We start from the raw sequence: 17,153 nt of genomic DNA, 5'->3' as shown, positions 1-17,153 counted from the left end.
CGAAGGGGCGGCCCCTGCTCGGGGCCGCCCCTTCGCCGTACCTCCTGGAACGGCTAGTTCCAGGCGTTGTTCTGGTTCTGCGCGTGCGCGCCGTGCTGGCCCATGCCGAACTGCGCGGCGGCGCCCTGTCCGATCTGGGCGTTCTGCGGCGGCAGCACCTCGCTGGGCTGCACGAGGGCGTACCCGGTGCCGAGGAAGCTCAGCTCCCAGCCCTCGCCGGTGTTGCCGCGCCGCCGCCAGACTCCGGTGGAGTGCGTCTGGGCCTGCATCTGCACCCGCAGCGAGGTGGACCAGGCGACGATCGCGTCGGCGTCGGCGTTGACGTACTTGTCGGGCGTGACCTGCAGCATCAGCGGTTGCCCGGAGGTCATCAGGGCGACCTTGCCGCGGCCGGAGATGTTGAGCTGGTACTTGCCGGACCCGGAGATTCCGTACTGGCTGTCCACCGCGATGACCTCGGTGTGCAGGGTGGAGTCCAGGGCCAGGACGTAGCTGCTGTCGACGGTGAGCCCGTCCTGGTCGACGTCCACGACGTGCACGTACTGGGCCAGGTTGGCGAGGTAGACCGTGCCCTGCCCGGAGCAGCGCATGAGGTCGAGGCCCTCGCCGGTGCGGCGGCGGGCGTTGCGCTGGCTGCTGCTCTGGTACTCGCCGTCGAAGTCGATGATCCCCTGGTAGGCGACCATGGCGCCCTTGCGGGCGAGTACGTCGTCGGAGCCGGTCAGCGAGACCCGCAGCAGCTGCGGGTTCTGGACGGTGTACCGGTCCTGTGACTGCGCCTCGGCGTGGGCGAAAAGTGCGCTCTGCATGATGTGTCCGCTCCCCCTCAGCCCCGGACCCGGAGCCGGTCGGTGCTGTCCTCGCTGGGCTGTACGACGACGATGCCCTGGCCGGAGAAGGCCATCTGGTAGGCCTCCCCGCTGCCCCGGCCGATCATCGACGAGGCCTTGAAGCTGCGCTTGCCCTTGACCTTGAGGTTCGGCGACCAGGCGACGAGCGCGTCCGGGTCGACGTACGTCTCGTCGTCGCCGCGGCCGCAGTCGACGACGATCGGCGTGCCGCGCGAGGTGATCGCGACCCAGCCGGTACCGGCGACCTGCACGTTGAACAGGCCCTGGCCGGCGAACTTGGCCATGCCCTTGACCCGCTCGACACCCCACTGGAGGTGGGCGTCGAAGGCGAGCAGGTTGGTGCCGTTGACGGAGAGCGAGTCGTTGTTGAGGTTGATGACGACCACGTCCGCGCCGTAGTCCGCGAGGTAGAGCAGACCGTCGCCGGTGCACTTCATCAGCGGCGCGCCTTCGCCGGTGAGCCACTGCGAGGCCATCTGGCGCACGGCCGGCGGGTTGGGCTCGTACTGCACGAAGCCCTCGTAGGCGACCATCGAGCCGGTGCGGGCGAAGAGGTCCTGGCCGCTCTGCATGGCGACCTTGAGCATGGCCCGGCCGTGGTTCTCCATGCGGGCCGTGACGGGGGTCGGGGCGTAGCCCGCGAGCTGCTGGTTCATTGCGTTCATGTCGGGCTCCCTCAGACCTCGTACGGCTGGACGACGATGAAGTTGCCGGGAGCGCCGCGGAACTGGAGGTTCACGGTCTCCCCGCTGTGGCCGGGGTAGGCGTTGCGCCGGAGCCGGACCTGGCTGGAAATGATCACCTGGGAGGCGGCGGACCACGCCACGATGGCGTTGCTGTCCGCGAAGGTGGTCGGGGTGACGGGGAGGACGACCGGGACGCCGTGCGTCTTGACGATCACCGTGCCGGTGCCCTGGAACTGCATCGTGAACAGGGCGCCGCCGGGGATCCCGTGGCCTTCGATGCGGCGGACCTCGTGCTGGAGCGACTCGTCGAAGGCGAGGACGCTCTCGGCGGAGACGCAGATTCCGTCGCCCTGCAGCTCGATGGAGTGCAGGTGCGCGCCGTTCTCGGCGAGGAAGACCTGGCCGCGGCCGGTGCAGCGCATCAGCTGCATTTCCTGGCCGGTGGCGTTGCCGACGATGCGCCCGGCGAAGCCGGCTCCCTTGTAGCTGAAGTCGACCTTGCCCTGGTACAGCACCATGCTTCCCTGGCGGGCGAGGACGGCCTGGCCGCCCATGGCCAGGTCGACGCGCATGAGCTGCTGGTTCTGCGGGGTCCAGCGGGCGCCCGTGGGGGCTTCCTTGTACGGCTGGAGGGCTGCGGCGAGGCCTGCTCCTGCGGGCGCGGCGGCCTGCGGGGCGTAGCCGGGCTGCTGACCGGGGACCTGCCCGTAGGCGGGCGGCTGCTGGCCCGGGACCTGGCCGTAGCCCGGCTGCTGCCCGTAGGGGGCGGGGGCCGCGGCGGGCGGGGGGACCTGGCCGTACGAGGGCTGCTGGGGCGGCTGCCCGTACGGCGCGGGGGCCGGCGGGGCGGCGATCGGCGCGGCCATGGTGGGCGCGGTGTGCTGCGGGTACGCCTGCGGGTGCGGGGCGGGAGCCGGGGCGTGCGCGGCCGGGGCGGGCACGGGCGGCGCGCCGAAGGAGGGCGCGGGAGCCGGGGGCTGCGGAGCCGGGGGCTGCGGAGCCGGGGGCTGCGGAGCCGCGGCCTGCGGAGCCGGGGCGCCGAACGACGGGGCCGGAGCGGCCGCCTGCGGCGGCGGGGCGAACCCGGGTGCGGCCCCTGCCTGGGCGGCCGGCGCCTGCTGCTGCGGCTGCTGCTCCTCGGCGACCTCGCCGCCGAAGTTCCGGAGCAGCGCGTCGAGTCCGCCGTCGAAGCCCTGGCCGACGGCGGCGAAGCGCCACACGTCCTTGAGGTAGAAGTCGCCGAGCATCACGGCCCGCTCGGTGGTGAACTCCGAGCCGTTGAACGCGTACCGGACGACCTCTTCGCCGCCCGCCACGATCCGGATGTAGCCCGGGCCGATCTGCGACATCTGGCCGGCGCCGTCGAGGGTGGCGGTGAAGGACAGCTTGTGGATGGACGCGGGCACGCGGTCCAGGGTCACCCGGAAGGATTCCGTGTCACCGGCCTGCGCGCCGAGCTGCTGGATGGACTCCTCGGGCGACTTCGGCTGGTTGAAGAAGACGAAGTAGCGGTCGTCCGACAGCTGTTCGTTCGCGTCGAGGCCGAAGCAGCTGATGTCGAAGGTGAGTCCGGGCCCGGCGATCTGGACACCCACGTACAGATCGGTACCCGCCGTCAGATCACTGATCTTGGCCTTGTGGCCCCGTTGGAATTCCCTTGCCATACGTAACGACCGTCCCCCATCCCGACTGTGAATGCGTGCCGCTCAGGCTATCGGCAACGGCCGACATCCGGCCAAGTCGGTACCGACCCGGTACATATCACCGTGCGTGACGGCCCGTGCGGGTCGCATTGAGCCGTGCCGGGTCATTCGTCCCGGGTGGCGGGAACCTTCGGGAGGCGCTCGGCGGCGACGATCCCCTCCAGGTAGCCGCGGGCCCGCTCGGTCCGCGGGTACGCCTCCAGCAGCTCCCAGAAGCGGGGGCCGTGGCCCGGCACGAGGAGGTGCGCCAGCTCGTGCAGGAGGACGTAGTCGACGACGTACTCCGGCATGCCCTGGAGGCGGTGCGAGAGCCGGATGCTGCCCTCGGCCGGGGTGCAGGAGCCCCAGCGGGTGTTCTGGTTGGTGACCCAGCGGACGGAGCGGGGGCGGGCCCGCCCGTCGAAGAACTGCTCGGACAAACGCTCGGCGCGCTCGGTCAGTTCCGCGTCCCCGAGGGTGCGCCTGCTCTCCTGGGCGGCCAGCTTGTCGAGCATGACGCCCACCCAGCGCTGCTCCTCGGCCTCCGACATCCGGGCAGGGATCAGGACGACCGTACGGTCACCCTCGCGGTAGGCGGATACGGTCCTGCGGCGGCGCGCGCTCCGGCGGACTTCGACGGCGCGCTGCGATGGGTCGGCGGACACGCCACGACGGTACCCGGAACCCGTCGCGGAAGTCCCGTCCGTCCGGGGTTCGAACGTGATCGATGCGCGGTCGGCCTTCATGACGCCCGATTTCTCCATCTCATATGCCTAATAGGCCCTGCCTGTGGACAAATTCCTGCACGGAATGCGGCGGGCGGGCAGGGTTGCGGAGGAACGGAAAAAGGGGCGGTGCGAGTGCCGCACGGGGAATCGAGGGGGACGGCCGTGTATCCGAAGGTGAAGCCGGCGCTGGCACGGGCCTGGCGGGATCTGCAGACGGTGCAGTTCGGGGTGACCCCCGCGCACGCGGTGGTGCTCGGCCCGGTCGACACGGCGACGGGCGCGCTCATCGACCGGATCGACGGGACGCGGCGGATGGAGCTGCTGCGGGCCGAGGCCTCCGGGATGGGGCTGCCGGACGGGCAGGCGGACGAGCTGGTCCGGCGGCTGGCCGGGGCCGGGCTGATCGACGACGCCACGGCGGGCGGCCCGCGGGCCCAGGCCGTCCGCAAGCGGCCGGAGACCCTGGAGCGGCTGGGACCCGATCTGGGCTCTCTCTCCCTGGTCCACCGTGAACCGGGCGGGGATTTACGGGGCATCGCCGCGCGCCGGGCGATACGGGTCCAGGTGCGCGGGAGCGGCCGGGTGGGCGCGTTGATCGCCTCGGTCCTGGCGGGAGCCGGCGTGGGCGGGGTCGAGGTGCTCGACGGCGGCCGGGTGGAGCCGGGGGACGTGGCCCCGGGCGGGCTCGGGCCCGGGAGCGTCGGCCGGCTGCGGGCCGAGGCGGCGGGCGGACTGGTGCGCGAGTCGGCCCCGGGCCGCGCCCCGCGCACCGGGCAGGGCGAGGGGCCGGAGCCGGGGCTCGCCCTGGTGGTGGTCGCTCCGCGGGACGGACTGCACGCCTGGGCCCCGGATCCGGACACCGCGGCCGCCTGGGTCGCCGCGGGCATCCCCCACCTGTACGCGGGGGTGTTGGAGGGCACGGGGCTGGTGGGGCCGCTGGTACTGCCCGGGGCGACGGCGTGCGCCGGGTGCATGGAGCGCGACCGCGTGGACCGGGATCCCGCCTGGCCGCGGATGCTCGTGCAGTGGCGGTCGGCCCACCGCCGCCGGACGAGCGCCGCCTGCGACCTGGGCCTGTCCACGGCCGTGGCCGGCCTGGCCGCGGCCCACGCGCTGTCCTTCCTCGACGGCGAGCTGCCCGCCTCCACCGCTGCCCGCTGGGAGGCCGCGCTCCCGGGTCTGCACTGGCAGCACACCCCGCTGCGGCCCCATCCCGACTGCCCCTGCGGTGCGAGCGCCGGCCGTCCGGCGGTGTCCCGGGGCGCCGGGGAAGGATCGGGAGGGAACCCTCCGGGAGGGCCATGACAGGATGCGTGCGTTGGAGGGGCATTCCCGAACCGCCGCTTGCGGCGCAGCTGTCTGGGACATGGAGGGGCGTATGTCTGATCTTCCCCGGAAGGCGGTCACCCGTACCGTCAAGCTGGCCGCGCTGCCGCTGGGCATCGCGGGTCGGGCCACCTGGGGGCTCGGCAAGCGGATCGGCGGCAAGTCGGCGGAGATCGTGGCGCGTGAGCTTCAACAGCGCACCGCCGAGCAGCTGTTCCGCACCCTCGGGGAGCTGAAGGGCGGTGCCATGAAGTTCGGGCAGGCCCTGTCGGTCTTCGAGTCGGCCCTGCCCGAGGAGGTCGCGGGACCCTATCGGGCGGCGCTGACCAAGCTTCAGGAGGCGGCCCCGCCGCTGCCGGCGGCCACGGTGCACCAGGTGCTCGCGGACCGGCTGGGCGCGGACTGGCGGGACCTGTTCGAGGAGTTCGAGGACAAGCCGGCCGCGGCGGCCTCGATCGGGCAGGTGCACCGGGCGGTGTGGCACGACGGCCGGCAGGTGGCGGTCAAGGTCCAGTACCCGGGGGCCGGGGAGGCACTGCTGTCGGACCTGAAGCAGCTCAGCCGGTTCGCGGGGCTGCTGGGCCCGCTGATACCCGGCATGGAGATCAAGCCGCTGATCAAGGAGTTGCGCGACCGGGTCGCCGAGGAGCTCGACTACGAGCTGGAGGCCGAGGCCCAGCGGACGCACGCGGACGCGTTCGTGGACGACCCCGATGTCGTCGTGCCGGACGTCGTGCACCAGGGCGACCAGGTGCTGGTGACCGAGTGGCTGGAGGGAACGCCGCTGTCGGAGGTGATAGCCGACGGCACGCAGGAGGAGCGCGACCGCGCAGGACAGCTGCTGGCCCGGTTCCTCTTCTCCGGGCCCGCGCGCACCGGGCTGCTGCACGCGGATCCGCACCCGGGCAACTTCCGGCTGATATCGGGGGCGGACGGCCGGATGCGGCTGGGCGTCCTGGACTTCGGCACGGTGGACCGGCTGCCAGGCGGCTGGCCCAAGCCCATCGGCCGGTCGCTGCGGCTGACGCTGGACGGTGATGCCGAGGGGGTCTACGGGCACCTGTGCGCCGAGGGGTTCGTGAAGGAGTCCATCGAACTGGACCCCGACGCGGTGCTGGACTACCTCAAGCCGATCATCGAGCCCGCCGAGGCCGAGGAGTTCACCTTCACCCGGCCGTGGCTGCGCGGTCAGGCGGCGCGGATCGCCGATCCCCGTTCCCCCGCGCATCAGTTGGGCCGGCAGATCAACCTGCCGCCCTCGTACCTGCTGATCCACCGGGTGACGCTGAGCACCATCGGGGTGCTGTGCCAGCTGGGCGCGACCGTACGGCTGCGTGACGAACTGGACACCTGGCTGCCGGGGTTCGCCCCCGAGGAGTGACGGGCGGGGCCCCGTCACCACCAGGAGGAGTCGAGCCTGCCCTCGATCGACCGGAGATGGGCGCGCGCGCAGTCGACGCAGAAGTACTGTCTGGTCCCGTTCTCCACCGAGCAGGTCCAGGTGATCGGGGCGCCGTCGGGAGAGCGGGCGCCGCAGCGCGCGCAGACGACGGGCTGGGTCTCGGGTCCCGGCTGGGCGGGGTGGGGAGTCGGCTGGTCCACCTCCAGACGATATCGCCGTGCGGGGTGGACAGCCCCTCGCAACGCACCGGGGGGACCGGTCCGTTCGGACCGGTCCCCCCGGGACTGATTCTCTGCTGCTACCGCATGCCTCTTAGTGCATGACGGCCATGGCCAGCGCACGCCGGGCGCGCAGCGAGACGCGCTCGGCTCGCCGCTGCATGCGGCGGGCGGCGACCAGGCGCAGGGCGTGACGCTCGGCGTCGGCCTCACGCATGCGGTCGTCCATATGGGCACGAGCCAGGGCTTCTGGGATGAGTTGCATTTCGCGGGTCCTGTTCTGACGCGAGGTGATCGCGCCGGCGGTGATGAAGTCTGCGTGGGCGGCGCCGTGCGGCTGCTCGCTCGTGGAGTGGGCGGTCATGAGGGCCTGCTTCAGGGGGTCGTGCGTGAGGGGGCGGTCGATGGTTCCGTTGGCGGTCATGCCGCGACAACCGGGTTCTTGCGCGGGCGGCCACGCGGACGCTTCCGGGCGACGACGACACCCTGGACGAAGAGCTCGCCACCCCAGACACCCCAGGGCTCGCGGCGCTCGGTCGCCCCGGCGAGGCAGGCCTCGACCAGCGGGCAGGTCCGGCACAGGGACTTGGCGTACTCGACGTCGGCCGGGGACTCGGCGAAGAAGACCTCGGGGTCGAAGGTGCGGCAGGGAACGGGAACGCCGAGGTTCTCGATGGCGTCGTCGAGCGCGGTCAGCGCGGTGAGCGGGGTCAAGGTGTGGTCCTCCGGGACTGCGGGCGGGGAGATCGTTTGGGTCTGCGGTACGGACGGGGCGTGCGCTTCGAGTTGCACGGTGGTTTCTTCCTCGTCTTGTTCGGCTAGTCGTTCCGGCCGGTCGGCCGGGTTCGGCTGGGCTGTCCTCACACCGACTGGCTCTGCCAGTCCCGAGGCACCTTCGCTGTGTCGCCCCCGTTCGGGGACAAACAGAAGGGCCGCGGATCCCGGGTGGGGTTCCGCGGCCCTGAAGGCGCCGGCCAGATCATGCGATCAGGCTGGATCACTCCAGGGTTCGAGCCCGCGGAAGGCCCACATCAGGTGGTGCTGCTGCTTCGTCTGCTTCGTCTGGCGCTTGAGTCCGGCACTGGCGGCACCGGCTGCGGCGGCGAACCCGTAGGCGCCATGCGCCTGAGCTTCTGCTGCCAGTACTGCCACCGGTGCCTGGGTCGGTCGCTCATTGCGCTCGCTGACCGGAAGGGTCGCCAGCAGGGCGGGGCTGGCCGCGGAAATCGCGGACACACCGGTACCCCGGAGGGAGACGGAACCGAGCAGGCAGGAGGCGTCGACGGAGCGATCGGTCATTTTGGTGAAGGTCATGAAGCTGGTCACTGGTCTCGCCTCCTCTCGGCGTCTCGGGGACGTGGCCCGGGGGCCTGTCCCATGCGTATTCGGATAAGTACAGCACGGATCCTGGGCTTCGGAGAAGCCACCGTTTCCGTTGCTAAGAACCTATGGGGATTGGCTGGGCATGTGCAAACTATTTTTCCGACGAGTTTCTACGCGTCGTCAGACTCCGCAGCCTCAGGCTCCTGACCTGCGCAGATGGCCAACACGTCCGCTCCGTACCGCTCGAGCTTCCGTCCACCCACGCCGGAGATCATCGAGAGCTCCCCCGCCTCGGACGGCGCGGCCTCCGCGATCGCCATCAGCGTCTTGTCCGTGAAGACGCAGAAAGCGGGCAGGCCCTGCTCCTTCGACTGGACCGCGCGCCAGTCGCGGAGCCGCTCGTAGAGCCCTTCGTCCATGTCGGACGGGCAGTCCTCGCAGCGCATCAGCTTGATCTCGCCCGCCTCGGTCAGGGTCTTGCCGCAGACCCGGCAGAGCGCCGGCCCGCGGCGGCCGCGCTTGCGGACGGCGGCCGCCCGCTCGGCCGCGCCGCCCGACCCGCTCCCCGGGGCCGCGGAGCCCGGCCGGAGCCCGTTCAGGAAGCGGCTGGGGCGTCGGGAGGCCCGGCCGCCCGGAGCCCGGGAGAGCGCCCAGGAGAGGCCCAGGTGCAACCGTGCCCGGGTGACGCCGACATAGAGCAGCCGGCGCTCCTCCTCGACCTGCTCGTCGGTCTTGGCGTAGGTGATCGGCATCATGCCGTCGGTGAGGCCGACGAGGAACACGGCGTCCCACTCCAGGCCCTTCGCCGCGTGCAGCGAGGCCAGGGTGACGCCCTGGACGGTCGGGGCGTGCTGGGCGGCCTTGCGCTCCTCCAGCTCGATCGTGAGGTCGGCCAGGGTGGCGCCGGGCCGGGCGCGGCTGAAGTCCTCGGCGAGCCGGACCAGCGCGGCCAGGGATTCCCACTGGTCGCGCACGGCGCCGGAGCCGGCCGGCGGCTCGGTGGTCCAGCCGGTGGAGCTGAGCACGGCGCGGACCTGCGATCCGAGCTCGACGACATCGTCGAGCAGCGGGTCGTTCCCCCCGGACCGGGCGGCCCCGCGCAGCGCGAGGATCGCCTTCTGGACCTCCTGCCGCTCGAAGAACCGCTCGGCCCCGCGCAGCTGGTACGGCACCCCGGCGTCGGCGAGGGCCTGCTCGTAGACCTCGGACTGGGCGTTGATGCGGTAGAGCACGGCGATCTCGCCGGCCGGGACGCCCGCCGCGATCAGGTCCCGGATCCGGTGGGCGACGCCCTCGGCCTCGGCGGGCTCGTCCGCATACTCCGCGTACACCGGGTCGGGGCCGGGCTCGCGCTGCGAGACCAGCTCGAGCCGGTGCTCGGCGGCCCGCCCCTTGGCCTGGTTCAGGAGCCCGTTCGCGAGGTGGACCACCTGGGGGGTGGACCGGTAGTCGCGGACCAGCTTGACCACGGTGGCCTGCGGGTAGCGGGTGCGGAAGTTCAGCAGGTGGTCGGGGGTGGCGCCGGTGAAGGAGTAGATCGTCTGGCTGGCGTCGCCGACGACGCAGAGGCTGTCGCGCTCGCCTAGCCACAGGTCCAGCAGCCGCTGCTGGAGGGGGCTGACGTCCTGGTACTCGTCGACGACGAAGTGCTGGTACTGGGCGCGGATCTGCTCGGCGATGTCGTGGCGGTCCTGGAGGATGCCGACGGTCAGCAGCAGCACGTCCTCGAAGTCGATCATGCCGCGGTCGCGCTTGAGCTGCTCGTACGTCCCGTAGATCTGGGCGGTCTCCGCCAGGTCGCGGGGTGCCTCGCGGCCCGCCTTGAGGGCGGCCGCCGGGTAGTCGGCGGGCACGGTCTGGGTGACCTTCGCCCACTCGATCTCGCCGGTGACGTCGCGCAGCTCGCCGCGGTCGAGGCGGATGCGGCAGCGCGCGCCGGCCTCGGCCACGAACTGGATCTTGCGCTCCAGGAGCCGGGGGACGTCCCCCCCGACCGCCTTGGGCCAGAAGTACTGGAGCTGGCGCAGGGCGGCGGAGTGGAAGGTCCGGGCCTGGACCCCGTCCGCGCCGAGGCCGCGCAGCCGGCCGCGCATCTCGCCGGCGGCCCGGTTGGTGAACGTGACGGCCAGCACACTGGCCGGCATGAGCTGGCCGGACCGGACCCCGTAGGCGATGCGGTGGGTGATCGCGCGGGTCTTGCCGGTACCGGCGCCGGCCAGCACGCACACGGGCCCGCGCAGGGTCGTCGCGACCTCGCGCTGCTCCGGGTCCAGGCCCAGGAGCACCGCGTCGGCCGGGTCGACGGAACCGGCGAAGGATGAGGAGTGCGTTGCTGCTGTCACCCCGCCATGCTGCCAGGTCTCGTGGGGCGGGCGGGAAACCTGTCCACAGGCCGCCCGTATGCGTAGTACTTATCGGGAGGGGCACACGTGGGCGACTGCGGGAATGGCCGGGGTATCCCGTACGTTCGACTACTCGGACCACCGAGGCCCCACGAAGGAGAGCGCAGCATGCAGGACACGGGCACCGTCACGATGTACAGCACGACCTGGTGCGGCTACTGCCGTCGGCTGAAGACCCAGCTGGACCGGGAAGGCATCGCGTACAACGAGATCAACATCGAGCTCGACCCGGCGTCCGCGGCGTTCGTGGAGAAGGCCAACGGCGGCAACCAGACGGTCCCCACCGTCCTCGTGAAGTCCCCCGCGGGCAACGAGTCCGTCATGACGAACCCCTCGCTCGCCCAGGTCAAGCAGGCCCTCGCCGTCTGACCCCCTCGTTGAACAGAGCGGCCCCCGCCGAGGCGGGGGCCTTTCGGTGTCAGGCGGCGGGACCGGGCTTCGGCAGGGGCTCGCCGTACCAGGTCTCGACCAGGCGCGCGGCGATGGAGATGCCTCCCGACGGGGGGTGGACCTCGCCCGATTCGATCGCCTGGCGCAGGTCCTCGCGGGAGAACCAGCGGGCCTCCTCGATCTCCTCGCCGTCCACCGTGATCTCGGAGGTGGTGGCGCGGGCCGTGAAGCCCAGCATCAGGCTGTACGGGAACGGCCACGGCTGGCTGGCCGCGTACTCGACCTCGCCGACCTTGACGCCCGCCTCTTCCCACACCTCGCGGATGACCGACTGCTCGATCGACTCGCCCGGTTCGACGAAGCCCGCGAGCGTGGAGAAGCGGCCCTCCGGCCAGTGCACCTGGCGGCCCAGCAGCGCGCGGTCCTGCTCGTCCGTGACCAGCATGATCACGGCCGGGTCGGTGCGCGGGTAGTGCTCCGCGCCGCAGCCCGGGCAGCGGCGGATGTGCCCGGCGGCCGCGACCACGGTGCGCTCGCCGCAGCGGGAGCAGAAGCGGTGCATCCGCTGCCAGTTCTCCAGCGCCACCGCGTGCACCATCAGCCCCGCGTCGCGCGGGCACAGCAGCAGTCCGGCCTCGCGCAGGCCGGCCGCGCGGGCCGACTGGTCCATGCGGCCCGGCAGCGAGTCCTTCTGCAGCGCGAAGTACCGTACGCCGTCCTCGTCGGTGCCCAGGAAGTAGCGGTGCGTCTCGGTGACCGGGGCCTCGAAGGCCGGGGTCATCACGATCCCGGTGCCCCCGTCGGGGGTGTCGTCGATCAGGACCTGGCCGCCGGAGACGACGAAGACGCGGGTCGTCGGGTGGCTCCAGGCGGCGGCCAGCCAGGCCTCGTCGAGGCGGTGGTGCGCGGCGCGGTCTATGCCGCTGGGCGCGGTCAGCGAGAGCGGGCGCTCGGTATGGATGCTCACGGGTACTTCCAACTCCCCCGGTGGTGGGACAGGCAGGTGGGCGTCAGGCGGATGTGCGGTGGGACGCGGCCAGGTCGCCCCAGAGGTAGGCGGTCGTCTCGACGCCCTTGAGGAGCAGGTCCAGCTCGACCTTCTCGTTCGGCGAGTGCCAGCCGTCGGACGGCACCGAGATCCCGAGGAAGAGGACGGGCGCGCCCAGGACGTCCTGGAGGTCGGCCGCGGGTCCCGAGCCGCCCTCGCGGGTGAAGCGGACCTTCTGGCCGAAGGCGCGGCCCATGGCCCGTACGACCGACTGCAGCGCCGGGTGGTCCAGCGGGGTCAGGCACGGGCGGGTCGGTGCGCCGAAGGTGATGGAGTGGCGGATTCCGGCCGGGACGCGTGCCGCGACCCAGTCCCTGACGGCCGCCTCGACCTCGTACGGGTCCTGCCCCGACACCAGGCGGAACGACAGCTTCAGGTGCGCGGAGGCGGGCACGATCGTCTTGCCGCCGGGGCCCTGGTAACCGCCCCCGATGCCGTTGACCTCGGCCGTCGGGCGGGCCCAGACGCGCTCCAGGGTGGAGTACCCGGCCTCGCCGGCGGCCGCGTGGGACTTGGCGGTACGGAGCCACTCGGACTCGTCGAACGGGAGCTCGGCGATCAGCGCGCGCTCGGCGTCGGTGAGCTCGGCGACGCCCTCGTAGAAGCCGGGGATGGTGACCCGTCCGCCGTCGTCGTGCAGGGCCGCGACCAGGCGGGCGGCGACGGTGGCCGGGTTGGGCACGGCCCCGCCGAAGGCGCCGGAGTGGATGTCCTGGTCCGGGCCGTGGAAGTCGATCTCGCAGTCGGCCACGCCGCGCATGCCGGTGCAGACGGTGGGGGTGGTCTCGGACCACATGCCGGTGTCGGAGACGATCACGACGTCGGCGGCGAGCTCGGCGGCGCGGGCCTCGACGAGCGAGCGGAAGTTCGGGGAGCCGGACTCCTCCTCGCCCTCGATGAGGAGCTTGAGGTTCACGGCGGGGGCGGCGGAGCCGGTGGCCGCCAGGTGGGCGCGTACCCCGAGGGTGTGGAAGAAGACCTGGCCCTTGTCGTCGGCGGCGCCGCGGCCGTACATGCGGCCGTCCTTGACCACCGGGTCGAACGGGTCGGTGTGCCAGCCGTCGGCGAGGGCGGCGGGCTGCACGTCGTGGTGCCCGTACACGAGGACGGTGGGCGCGCCCGGGTCCTCGCTCGGCCAGTGCGCGAAGACGGCCGGGGCGCCGTGCAGGGTGGTCTCCCAGACCTCGGCGACCGGGAAGCCGGTCTCCTTGAGCTTCGCCGCGAGCCATTCGGCGCTGCGGCGGACGTCGCCCGCGTGCTCGGGCTGTGCCGAGACGGAGGGGATGCGGAGCCACTCGGCGAGGTCGTCGAGGAAGGCGGCGCGGTGGGTGTCGATGTACGTACGGACGACGCTGTCCGGCGGGGTGTCGCTCATGACCCCGAGCCTAGCTGTCCGCCTGATGGTCACCGTCGGTGTCCGATTTGCCTTGGAGGATCCGCTCAAGGCGGGCGCGGTCGGGGAGGTTCCGGGGGCGGATCACGCGGCCGCTGCGGACGTGCAGGAAGGCCGCGGTGACGTGTTCGAGCGGGGTGCCGGTGGCTTCCGACCAGGCCAGGCGGTAGACGGCGAGCTGGAGGGGGTCGGCCTCGGTGGTGCGGCCGGTCTTCCAGTCGACGATCTCGTAGCCGGTGTCCGTGCGGTAGACCGCGTCGATCCGGCCGCGGATGACGCGGCCGGCGAGGGTGAGCTGGACCGGGGCCTCCATGCGGTGGGGCGGCCGGTCGGCGTACTCGCTCCGCTCGAAGGCGGCCTTGAGGGAGTCGAGGTCGGCCTCGTCGGCGACCTCCTGGTCGGACCCGGGCAGCTCGGTCGCGGGGTCGAGCACGTCGAGGAGCGGGAGCGGGAGCTCGTCGAAGCGGGACTCGACCCAGGCGTGGAAGCGGGTGCCCTGGCGGGCGGCGGGCTGCGGGGGCTTGGGCATGGGGCGGGCGAGGTCGCGGGCGAAGCCCTGCTCGTCGGCGGCGAGCCGGAGCAGCTGGCTGGCGGACAGGGCGGCCGGGAGTTCGACGTCGCGGACGGCTGCGCGGGCGCGGCGCAGCTCGCCCTCCAGGGCGTCGAGGTCCCGGTCCCATGAGGCCACGGCCCGCGCGTCCTCGGGGGTGAGCGGTGCGCCTCCGGCGGGGCTCGGGGTGGCGCCGGGCGCGCCGGGGCCGGGCGTGTCCGCGGCCTGTCCCCCGGACGCGGGCACGGCTGCGCCGTCGCCGTGGCGGGGCCCAGGCGGTGCCCAGTGGCCGGCCTCAGGCCACAGGTCGTCGTCGTACGGGGCGCTGCCGCGGGCCCCGTGCGGGGTCGGGCCGGCGGCCGCGATGCGGGGGCCGGGGCCGGGCTCGGCGGACCGGGGCTGGGCGGGAGCCCAGGGGTCGGCCTGCGGCCACAGGTCGTCGCCGTGGGCGGGGTCCGGGTCGCCGGAGGCCGACGGCCCGGCCGGGCCGGGCGCATCGGCCCAGGGGGCGGCCTCCGGCCAGGGGTCGTCGGCCGGCCAGGGGTCGTCGGCCGGCCAGGGCTCGTCCTCGTAGGACGGGTCCTCGCAGGACGGGGGCCAGAGGTAGGGGTCCTCCGCCGGTGGGGCGGGGGCCGCGAGGTAGGACTCGACCAGGGCGGCCGCCGAACGGCGCAGGGCCAGGGATTGCGGGTCCAGCGGGAGGGGCCAGGAGTGGTCCCCGGCGGACTCGGCGGACAGGGCCGGGTTCTCCGCGTCCGGGGCGGGCTCGTCCGCCCAGGCCTCGATCTCGCCGAACCCGGCCGCGCAGTGCTCGTACAGGGCCTGCAGGAACGGCGACGGGCCGCGGCGCCTCTTCTGGGTCGGGCCCCACCAGTGGCCCGAGGCCAGGAGGAGGGAGCGCGGGCGGGTGAAGGTCACGTAGCCCAGGCGGAGTTCCTCCACGGACTTGTGGTCCTTCAGGGCCGTCTTGAAGGACTTCAGCCCGGCCGAGGTCCAGGCCGGATCCCCGGGCAGGGTGGGCGCGTCGCCGCGCAGGGCGTACGGGAGCACCTTCGCGTACGAGGTCCAGGCCTCCGGCGCCTTCTCCTTCGGGAAGGCGCCCGTGCAGAGGTCGGGGACCACGACCACGTCCCACTCCAGGCCCTTCGACTTGTGGGCCGTCAGGACCTTGACCGTGTTCTCCCCGCCCGGCAGGGCGTGGTCCAGGCCCTTCTCGTACTGGGCCGCCGTGCGCAGGAAGGCCAGGAAGGCGAGGAGGGTCGCCTCGCCGTCCAGGGCGGCGAAGCCCGCGGCCACGTCCATGAAGTTCGACAGGGTCTCCCGGCGGCGGGCCGCCAGCGCGTGCGGGGAGGCCGAGAGCTCCACCTCCAGGCCGGTCGCGGCCAGCACCCGGTGCAGTACGTCCATCAGCGGGTCGGCGAGGGACCGCCGCAGGTCGCGCAGCTCCTGCGCGAGGTGCGCGAAGCGGACCCGGGCCTCGGCCGAGAAGGGGAGCCCGTCGTCGGACTGGCCCGCCCCGTCCAGGAACGTCTCCAGCGCGTCGGCCAGCGACACGATCTCCGCCGGGTCCACACCCTCGACGGCCGCCGCGAGGCGTCCGTCCGGGTCCGCGTCCCCGTCCGCGCCGGCCGGCGAACGGCCCACGAGCAGGCGTGCGCGGCGCCCCAGCAGGGCCAGGTCGCGCGCGCCGATCCGCCAGCGCGGGCCGATGAGCAGCCGGACCAACGAGGCGTTGGCGCCCGGGTCCTGGAGGACCTCGCAGACGGCGACGAGGTCCGCGACCTCCGGCAGGTGCAGCAGCCCGGACAGGCCGACCACCTCCACCGGCACGTCCCGGGCGACCAGGACGGCCTGGATCCGCGCGAAGTCCCCGGCGGACCGGCACAGCACGGCGATCTCCCCCGGCTCCGTCCCGGTGCGGACCAGGTGCGCGACGGAGTCCCCGAGCCAGTCCAGCTCCTCGGCATGGGTCTCCAGCAGGGCGCACCGTACCGAGCCCGCGCGCTCCGCGCCCGGCGCGGGGCGCAGCGCCTCCACCCCCTCGTGCATGGCGCGCAGCGGTGCGGCGAGCCCGTTGGCCAGGTCGAGCAGGCGGCCGCCGCTGCGCCGGTTCTCGCTGAGCGAGAGGCGGGTGGCGGGGGCGCCGTCGGCGTGCGGGAAGTGCACGGGGAAGTCGTCGAGGTTGGCCACGGACGCGCCGCGCCAGCCGTAGATGGCCTGGCAGGGGTCGCCGACGGCGGTCACCGCGTGCCCGGTGCCTCCGCCGAACAGCCCGGACAGCAGCAGCCGCTGCGCGACGGACGTGTCCTGGTACTCGTCGAGCAGGACCACCCGGAACTCCTCGCGCAGCAGCGCCCCGACCTCGGGCCGGGTGGTGGCGAGCTGCGCGGAGAGGGCTATCTGGTCGCTGAAGTCGAAGAGGTCGCGGGAGCGTTTGGCGGTGCGGTAGCGGGCGACGAGCTCGAGCAGTTCGAGGCGGCCGCGCACGGCCTCGGGAACCTTGCGGAGGTCCTCGTTGGTGAGCTTCGCGTCGGCGAGGGTGTTCAGCAGATCGGTGTCGTACGCGCGCAGGCGCTCCGGCTCGACCAGGTGCTCGGAGAGCTCCGCGTCGAGCGCGAGCAGGTCGCTGACCAGGTCGGGGAGGGACTTGGTGAGCGAGGGGTAGGGGCCGGGGGCCTCGCGCAGCACCTTGGCGGCGAGCTGGAAGCGGGTCGCGTCGGCGAGGAGGCGGGAGCTGGGCTCGAGGCCGATGCGCAGGCCGTGGTCCTTGAGGAGCTGGCCGGCGAAGGCATGGTACGTCGAGATGCGCGGCTCGCCGCCGGCCGCGCCGGCCCCGGCCTCGACGGGGGAAGGGTCCGGGTCGGTGATGCCGGCCCGCGCGAGTGCCGTGCGTACGCGCTCGGACAGCTCCCCGGCGGCCTTGTTGGTGAAGGTCAGGCCGAGGACCTGCTCGGGCGCGACCGCGCCGGTGCCCGCCAGCCAGACCACGCGGGCGGCCATGACGGTGGTCTTGCCGGATCCGGCGCCCGCGACGATCACCTGGGGGGCGGGCGGTGCGGTGGCGCAGGCCAGCTGTTCGGGCGTGAAGGGGATGCCGAGGAGCTCCTTGAGCTGCTCGGGGTCGGTGAGGACGGACGGACGCGCGGACACCTCA

15 protein-coding genes are annotated in these 17,153 nt (G+C 73.1%); 3 read left to right on the top strand and 12 right to left on the bottom strand.

The features are described 5' to 3' along the window. Nucleotides 1–53 precede the first annotated feature (53 nt). The 4 genes from ACIPUC_RS21800 to ACIPUC_RS21785 form a co-directional block, all read right to left on the bottom strand. The gene (locus ACIPUC_RS21800; RefSeq protein ID WP_446591437.1) at nt 54–809 is read right to left on the bottom strand and encodes an AIM24 family protein; all 756 of its coding nucleotides are present in this window, start codon (nt 807–809) and stop codon (nt 54–56) included. A gap of 17 nt (nt 810–826) precedes the next feature. After that, entirely contained in the window at nt 827–1,507 is a 681-nt protein-coding gene (locus ACIPUC_RS21795) for an AIM24 family protein (RefSeq protein WP_446591878.1), read from the bottom strand. 20 nt (nt 1,508–1,527) lie between these two features. Next, nucleotides 1,528–3,201 (bottom strand): TerD family protein, encoded by a 1,674-nt coding sequence (locus ACIPUC_RS21790; RefSeq protein WP_446591435.1) that lies wholly within the window; start codon nt 3,199–3,201, stop codon nt 1,528–1,530. Nucleotides 3,202–3,344: 143 nt separating this feature from the next. Next, nucleotides 3,345–3,965, bottom strand: coding sequence for a M48 metallopeptidase family protein (locus ACIPUC_RS21785; protein ID WP_446591876.1), 621 nt, complete (start codon nt 3,963–3,965; stop codon nt 3,345–3,347). Nucleotides 3,966–4,109: 144 nt separating this feature from the next. Between ACIPUC_RS21785 and ACIPUC_RS21780 the strand changes: the two genes are divergently transcribed. Next, entirely contained in the window at nt 4,110–5,252 is a 1,143-nt protein-coding gene (locus ACIPUC_RS21780; protein WP_446591433.1) for a ThiF family adenylyltransferase, read from the top strand. A 73-nt stretch (nt 5,253–5,325) separates the two neighbouring features. After that, nucleotides 5,326–6,654, top strand: a complete 1,329-nt coding sequence (locus ACIPUC_RS21775) for an ABC1 kinase family protein (protein ID WP_446591431.1) — start codon at nt 5,326–5,328, stop codon at nt 6,652–6,654. 14 nt (nt 6,655–6,668) lie between these two features. Here ACIPUC_RS21775 and ACIPUC_RS21770 read toward each other — a convergent pair whose 3' ends face one another. The 5 genes from ACIPUC_RS21770 to ACIPUC_RS21750 form a co-directional block, all read right to left on the bottom strand. Next, a complete protein-coding gene (locus tag ACIPUC_RS21770; protein WP_443300865.1) occupies nt 6,669–6,875 on the bottom strand; it encodes a hypothetical protein in 207 nt (68 codons plus the stop codon). 112 nt (nt 6,876–6,987) lie between these two features. Next, the gene (locus tag ACIPUC_RS21765) at nt 6,988–7,317 is read right to left on the bottom strand and encodes a hypothetical protein (protein ID WP_446591430.1); all 330 of its coding nucleotides are present in this window, start codon (nt 7,315–7,317) and stop codon (nt 6,988–6,990) included. Next, nucleotides 7,314–7,685, bottom strand: coding sequence for a WhiB family transcriptional regulator (locus ACIPUC_RS21760; RefSeq protein WP_328927527.1), 372 nt, complete (start codon nt 7,683–7,685; stop codon nt 7,314–7,316). Before ACIPUC_RS21760 ends, ACIPUC_RS21765 begins: the two co-directional genes overlap by 4 nt. A gap of 195 nt (nt 7,686–7,880) precedes the next feature. Then, nucleotides 7,881–8,219 (bottom strand): hypothetical protein, encoded by a 339-nt coding sequence (locus ACIPUC_RS21755; RefSeq protein ID WP_446591428.1) that lies wholly within the window; start codon nt 8,217–8,219, stop codon nt 7,881–7,883. 167 nt (nt 8,220–8,386) lie between these two features. Further along, complete coding sequence (locus ACIPUC_RS21750) at nt 8,387–10,558, bottom strand: ATP-dependent DNA helicase UvrD2 (RefSeq protein ID WP_446591426.1); 2,172 nt, start codon at nt 10,556–10,558, stop codon at nt 8,387–8,389. A 168-nt stretch (nt 10,559–10,726) separates the two neighbouring features. On the opposite strand from ACIPUC_RS21750, the gene ACIPUC_RS21745 reads away from it, so the two are divergent. Continuing rightward, entirely contained in the window at nt 10,727–10,987 is a 261-nt protein-coding gene (locus ACIPUC_RS21745) for a mycoredoxin (protein WP_362295934.1), read from the top strand. Nucleotides 10,988–11,036: 49 nt separating this feature from the next. Here ACIPUC_RS21745 and nudC read toward each other — a convergent pair whose 3' ends face one another. From nudC to ACIPUC_RS21730, 3 genes are read right to left on the bottom strand one after another with little or no spacing between them, the layout of a single operon-like run. After that, nucleotides 11,037–11,987: an NAD(+) diphosphatase gene (gene nudC, locus ACIPUC_RS21740; protein ID WP_446591424.1), complete on the bottom strand. Its 951-nt coding sequence runs from the start codon at nt 11,985–11,987 to the stop codon at nt 11,037–11,039. 31 nt (nt 11,988–12,018) lie between these two features. Continuing rightward, nucleotides 12,019–13,431 (bottom strand): dipeptidase, encoded by a 1,413-nt coding sequence (locus ACIPUC_RS21735; RefSeq protein ID WP_446591422.1) that lies wholly within the window; start codon nt 13,429–13,431, stop codon nt 12,019–12,021. A 10-nt stretch (nt 13,432–13,441) separates the two neighbouring features. Then, nucleotides 13,442–17,149: a UvrD-helicase domain-containing protein gene (locus ACIPUC_RS21730; protein WP_446591420.1), complete on the bottom strand. Its 3,708-nt coding sequence runs from the start codon at nt 17,147–17,149 to the stop codon at nt 13,442–13,444. Between the last annotated feature and the right edge of the window lie 4 nt (nt 17,150–17,153).

Source organism: Streptomyces sp. LARHCF249 (genome assembly GCF_052871255.1).
Note: the sequence above shows the minus strand (reverse complement) of the source record. Positions and strands in the feature narration are given on the sequence as shown.

Coding starts and splice junctions, on each gene's coding strand:
- ACIPUC_RS21775 (WP_446591431.1), top strand. CDS start 5,326: ATGTCTGATCTTCCCCGGAAGGCGGTCACCCGTACCGTCAAGCTGGCC.
- ACIPUC_RS21800 (WP_446591437.1), bottom strand. CDS start 809: ATGCAGAGCGCACTTTTCGCCCACGCCGAGGCGCAGTCACAGGACCGG.
- ACIPUC_RS21795 (WP_446591878.1), bottom strand. CDS start 1,507: ATGAACCAGCAGCTCGCGGGCTACGCCCCGACCCCCGTCACGGCCCGC.
- ACIPUC_RS21790 (WP_446591435.1), bottom strand. CDS start 3,201: ATGGCAAGGGAATTCCAACGGGGCCACAAGGCCAAGATCAGTGATCTG.
- ACIPUC_RS21735 (WP_446591422.1), bottom strand. CDS start 13,431: ATGAGCGACACCCCGCCGGACAGCGTCGTCCGTACGTACATCGACACC.
- ACIPUC_RS21765 (WP_446591430.1), bottom strand. CDS start 7,317: ATGACCGCCAACGGAACCATCGACCGCCCCCTCACGCACGACCCCCTG.
- ACIPUC_RS21785 (WP_446591876.1), bottom strand. CDS start 3,965: ATGAAGGCCGACCGCGCATCGATCACGTTCGAACCCCGGACGGACGGG.
- ACIPUC_RS21745 (WP_362295934.1), top strand. CDS start 10,727: ATGCAGGACACGGGCACCGTCACGATGTACAGCACGACCTGGTGCGGC.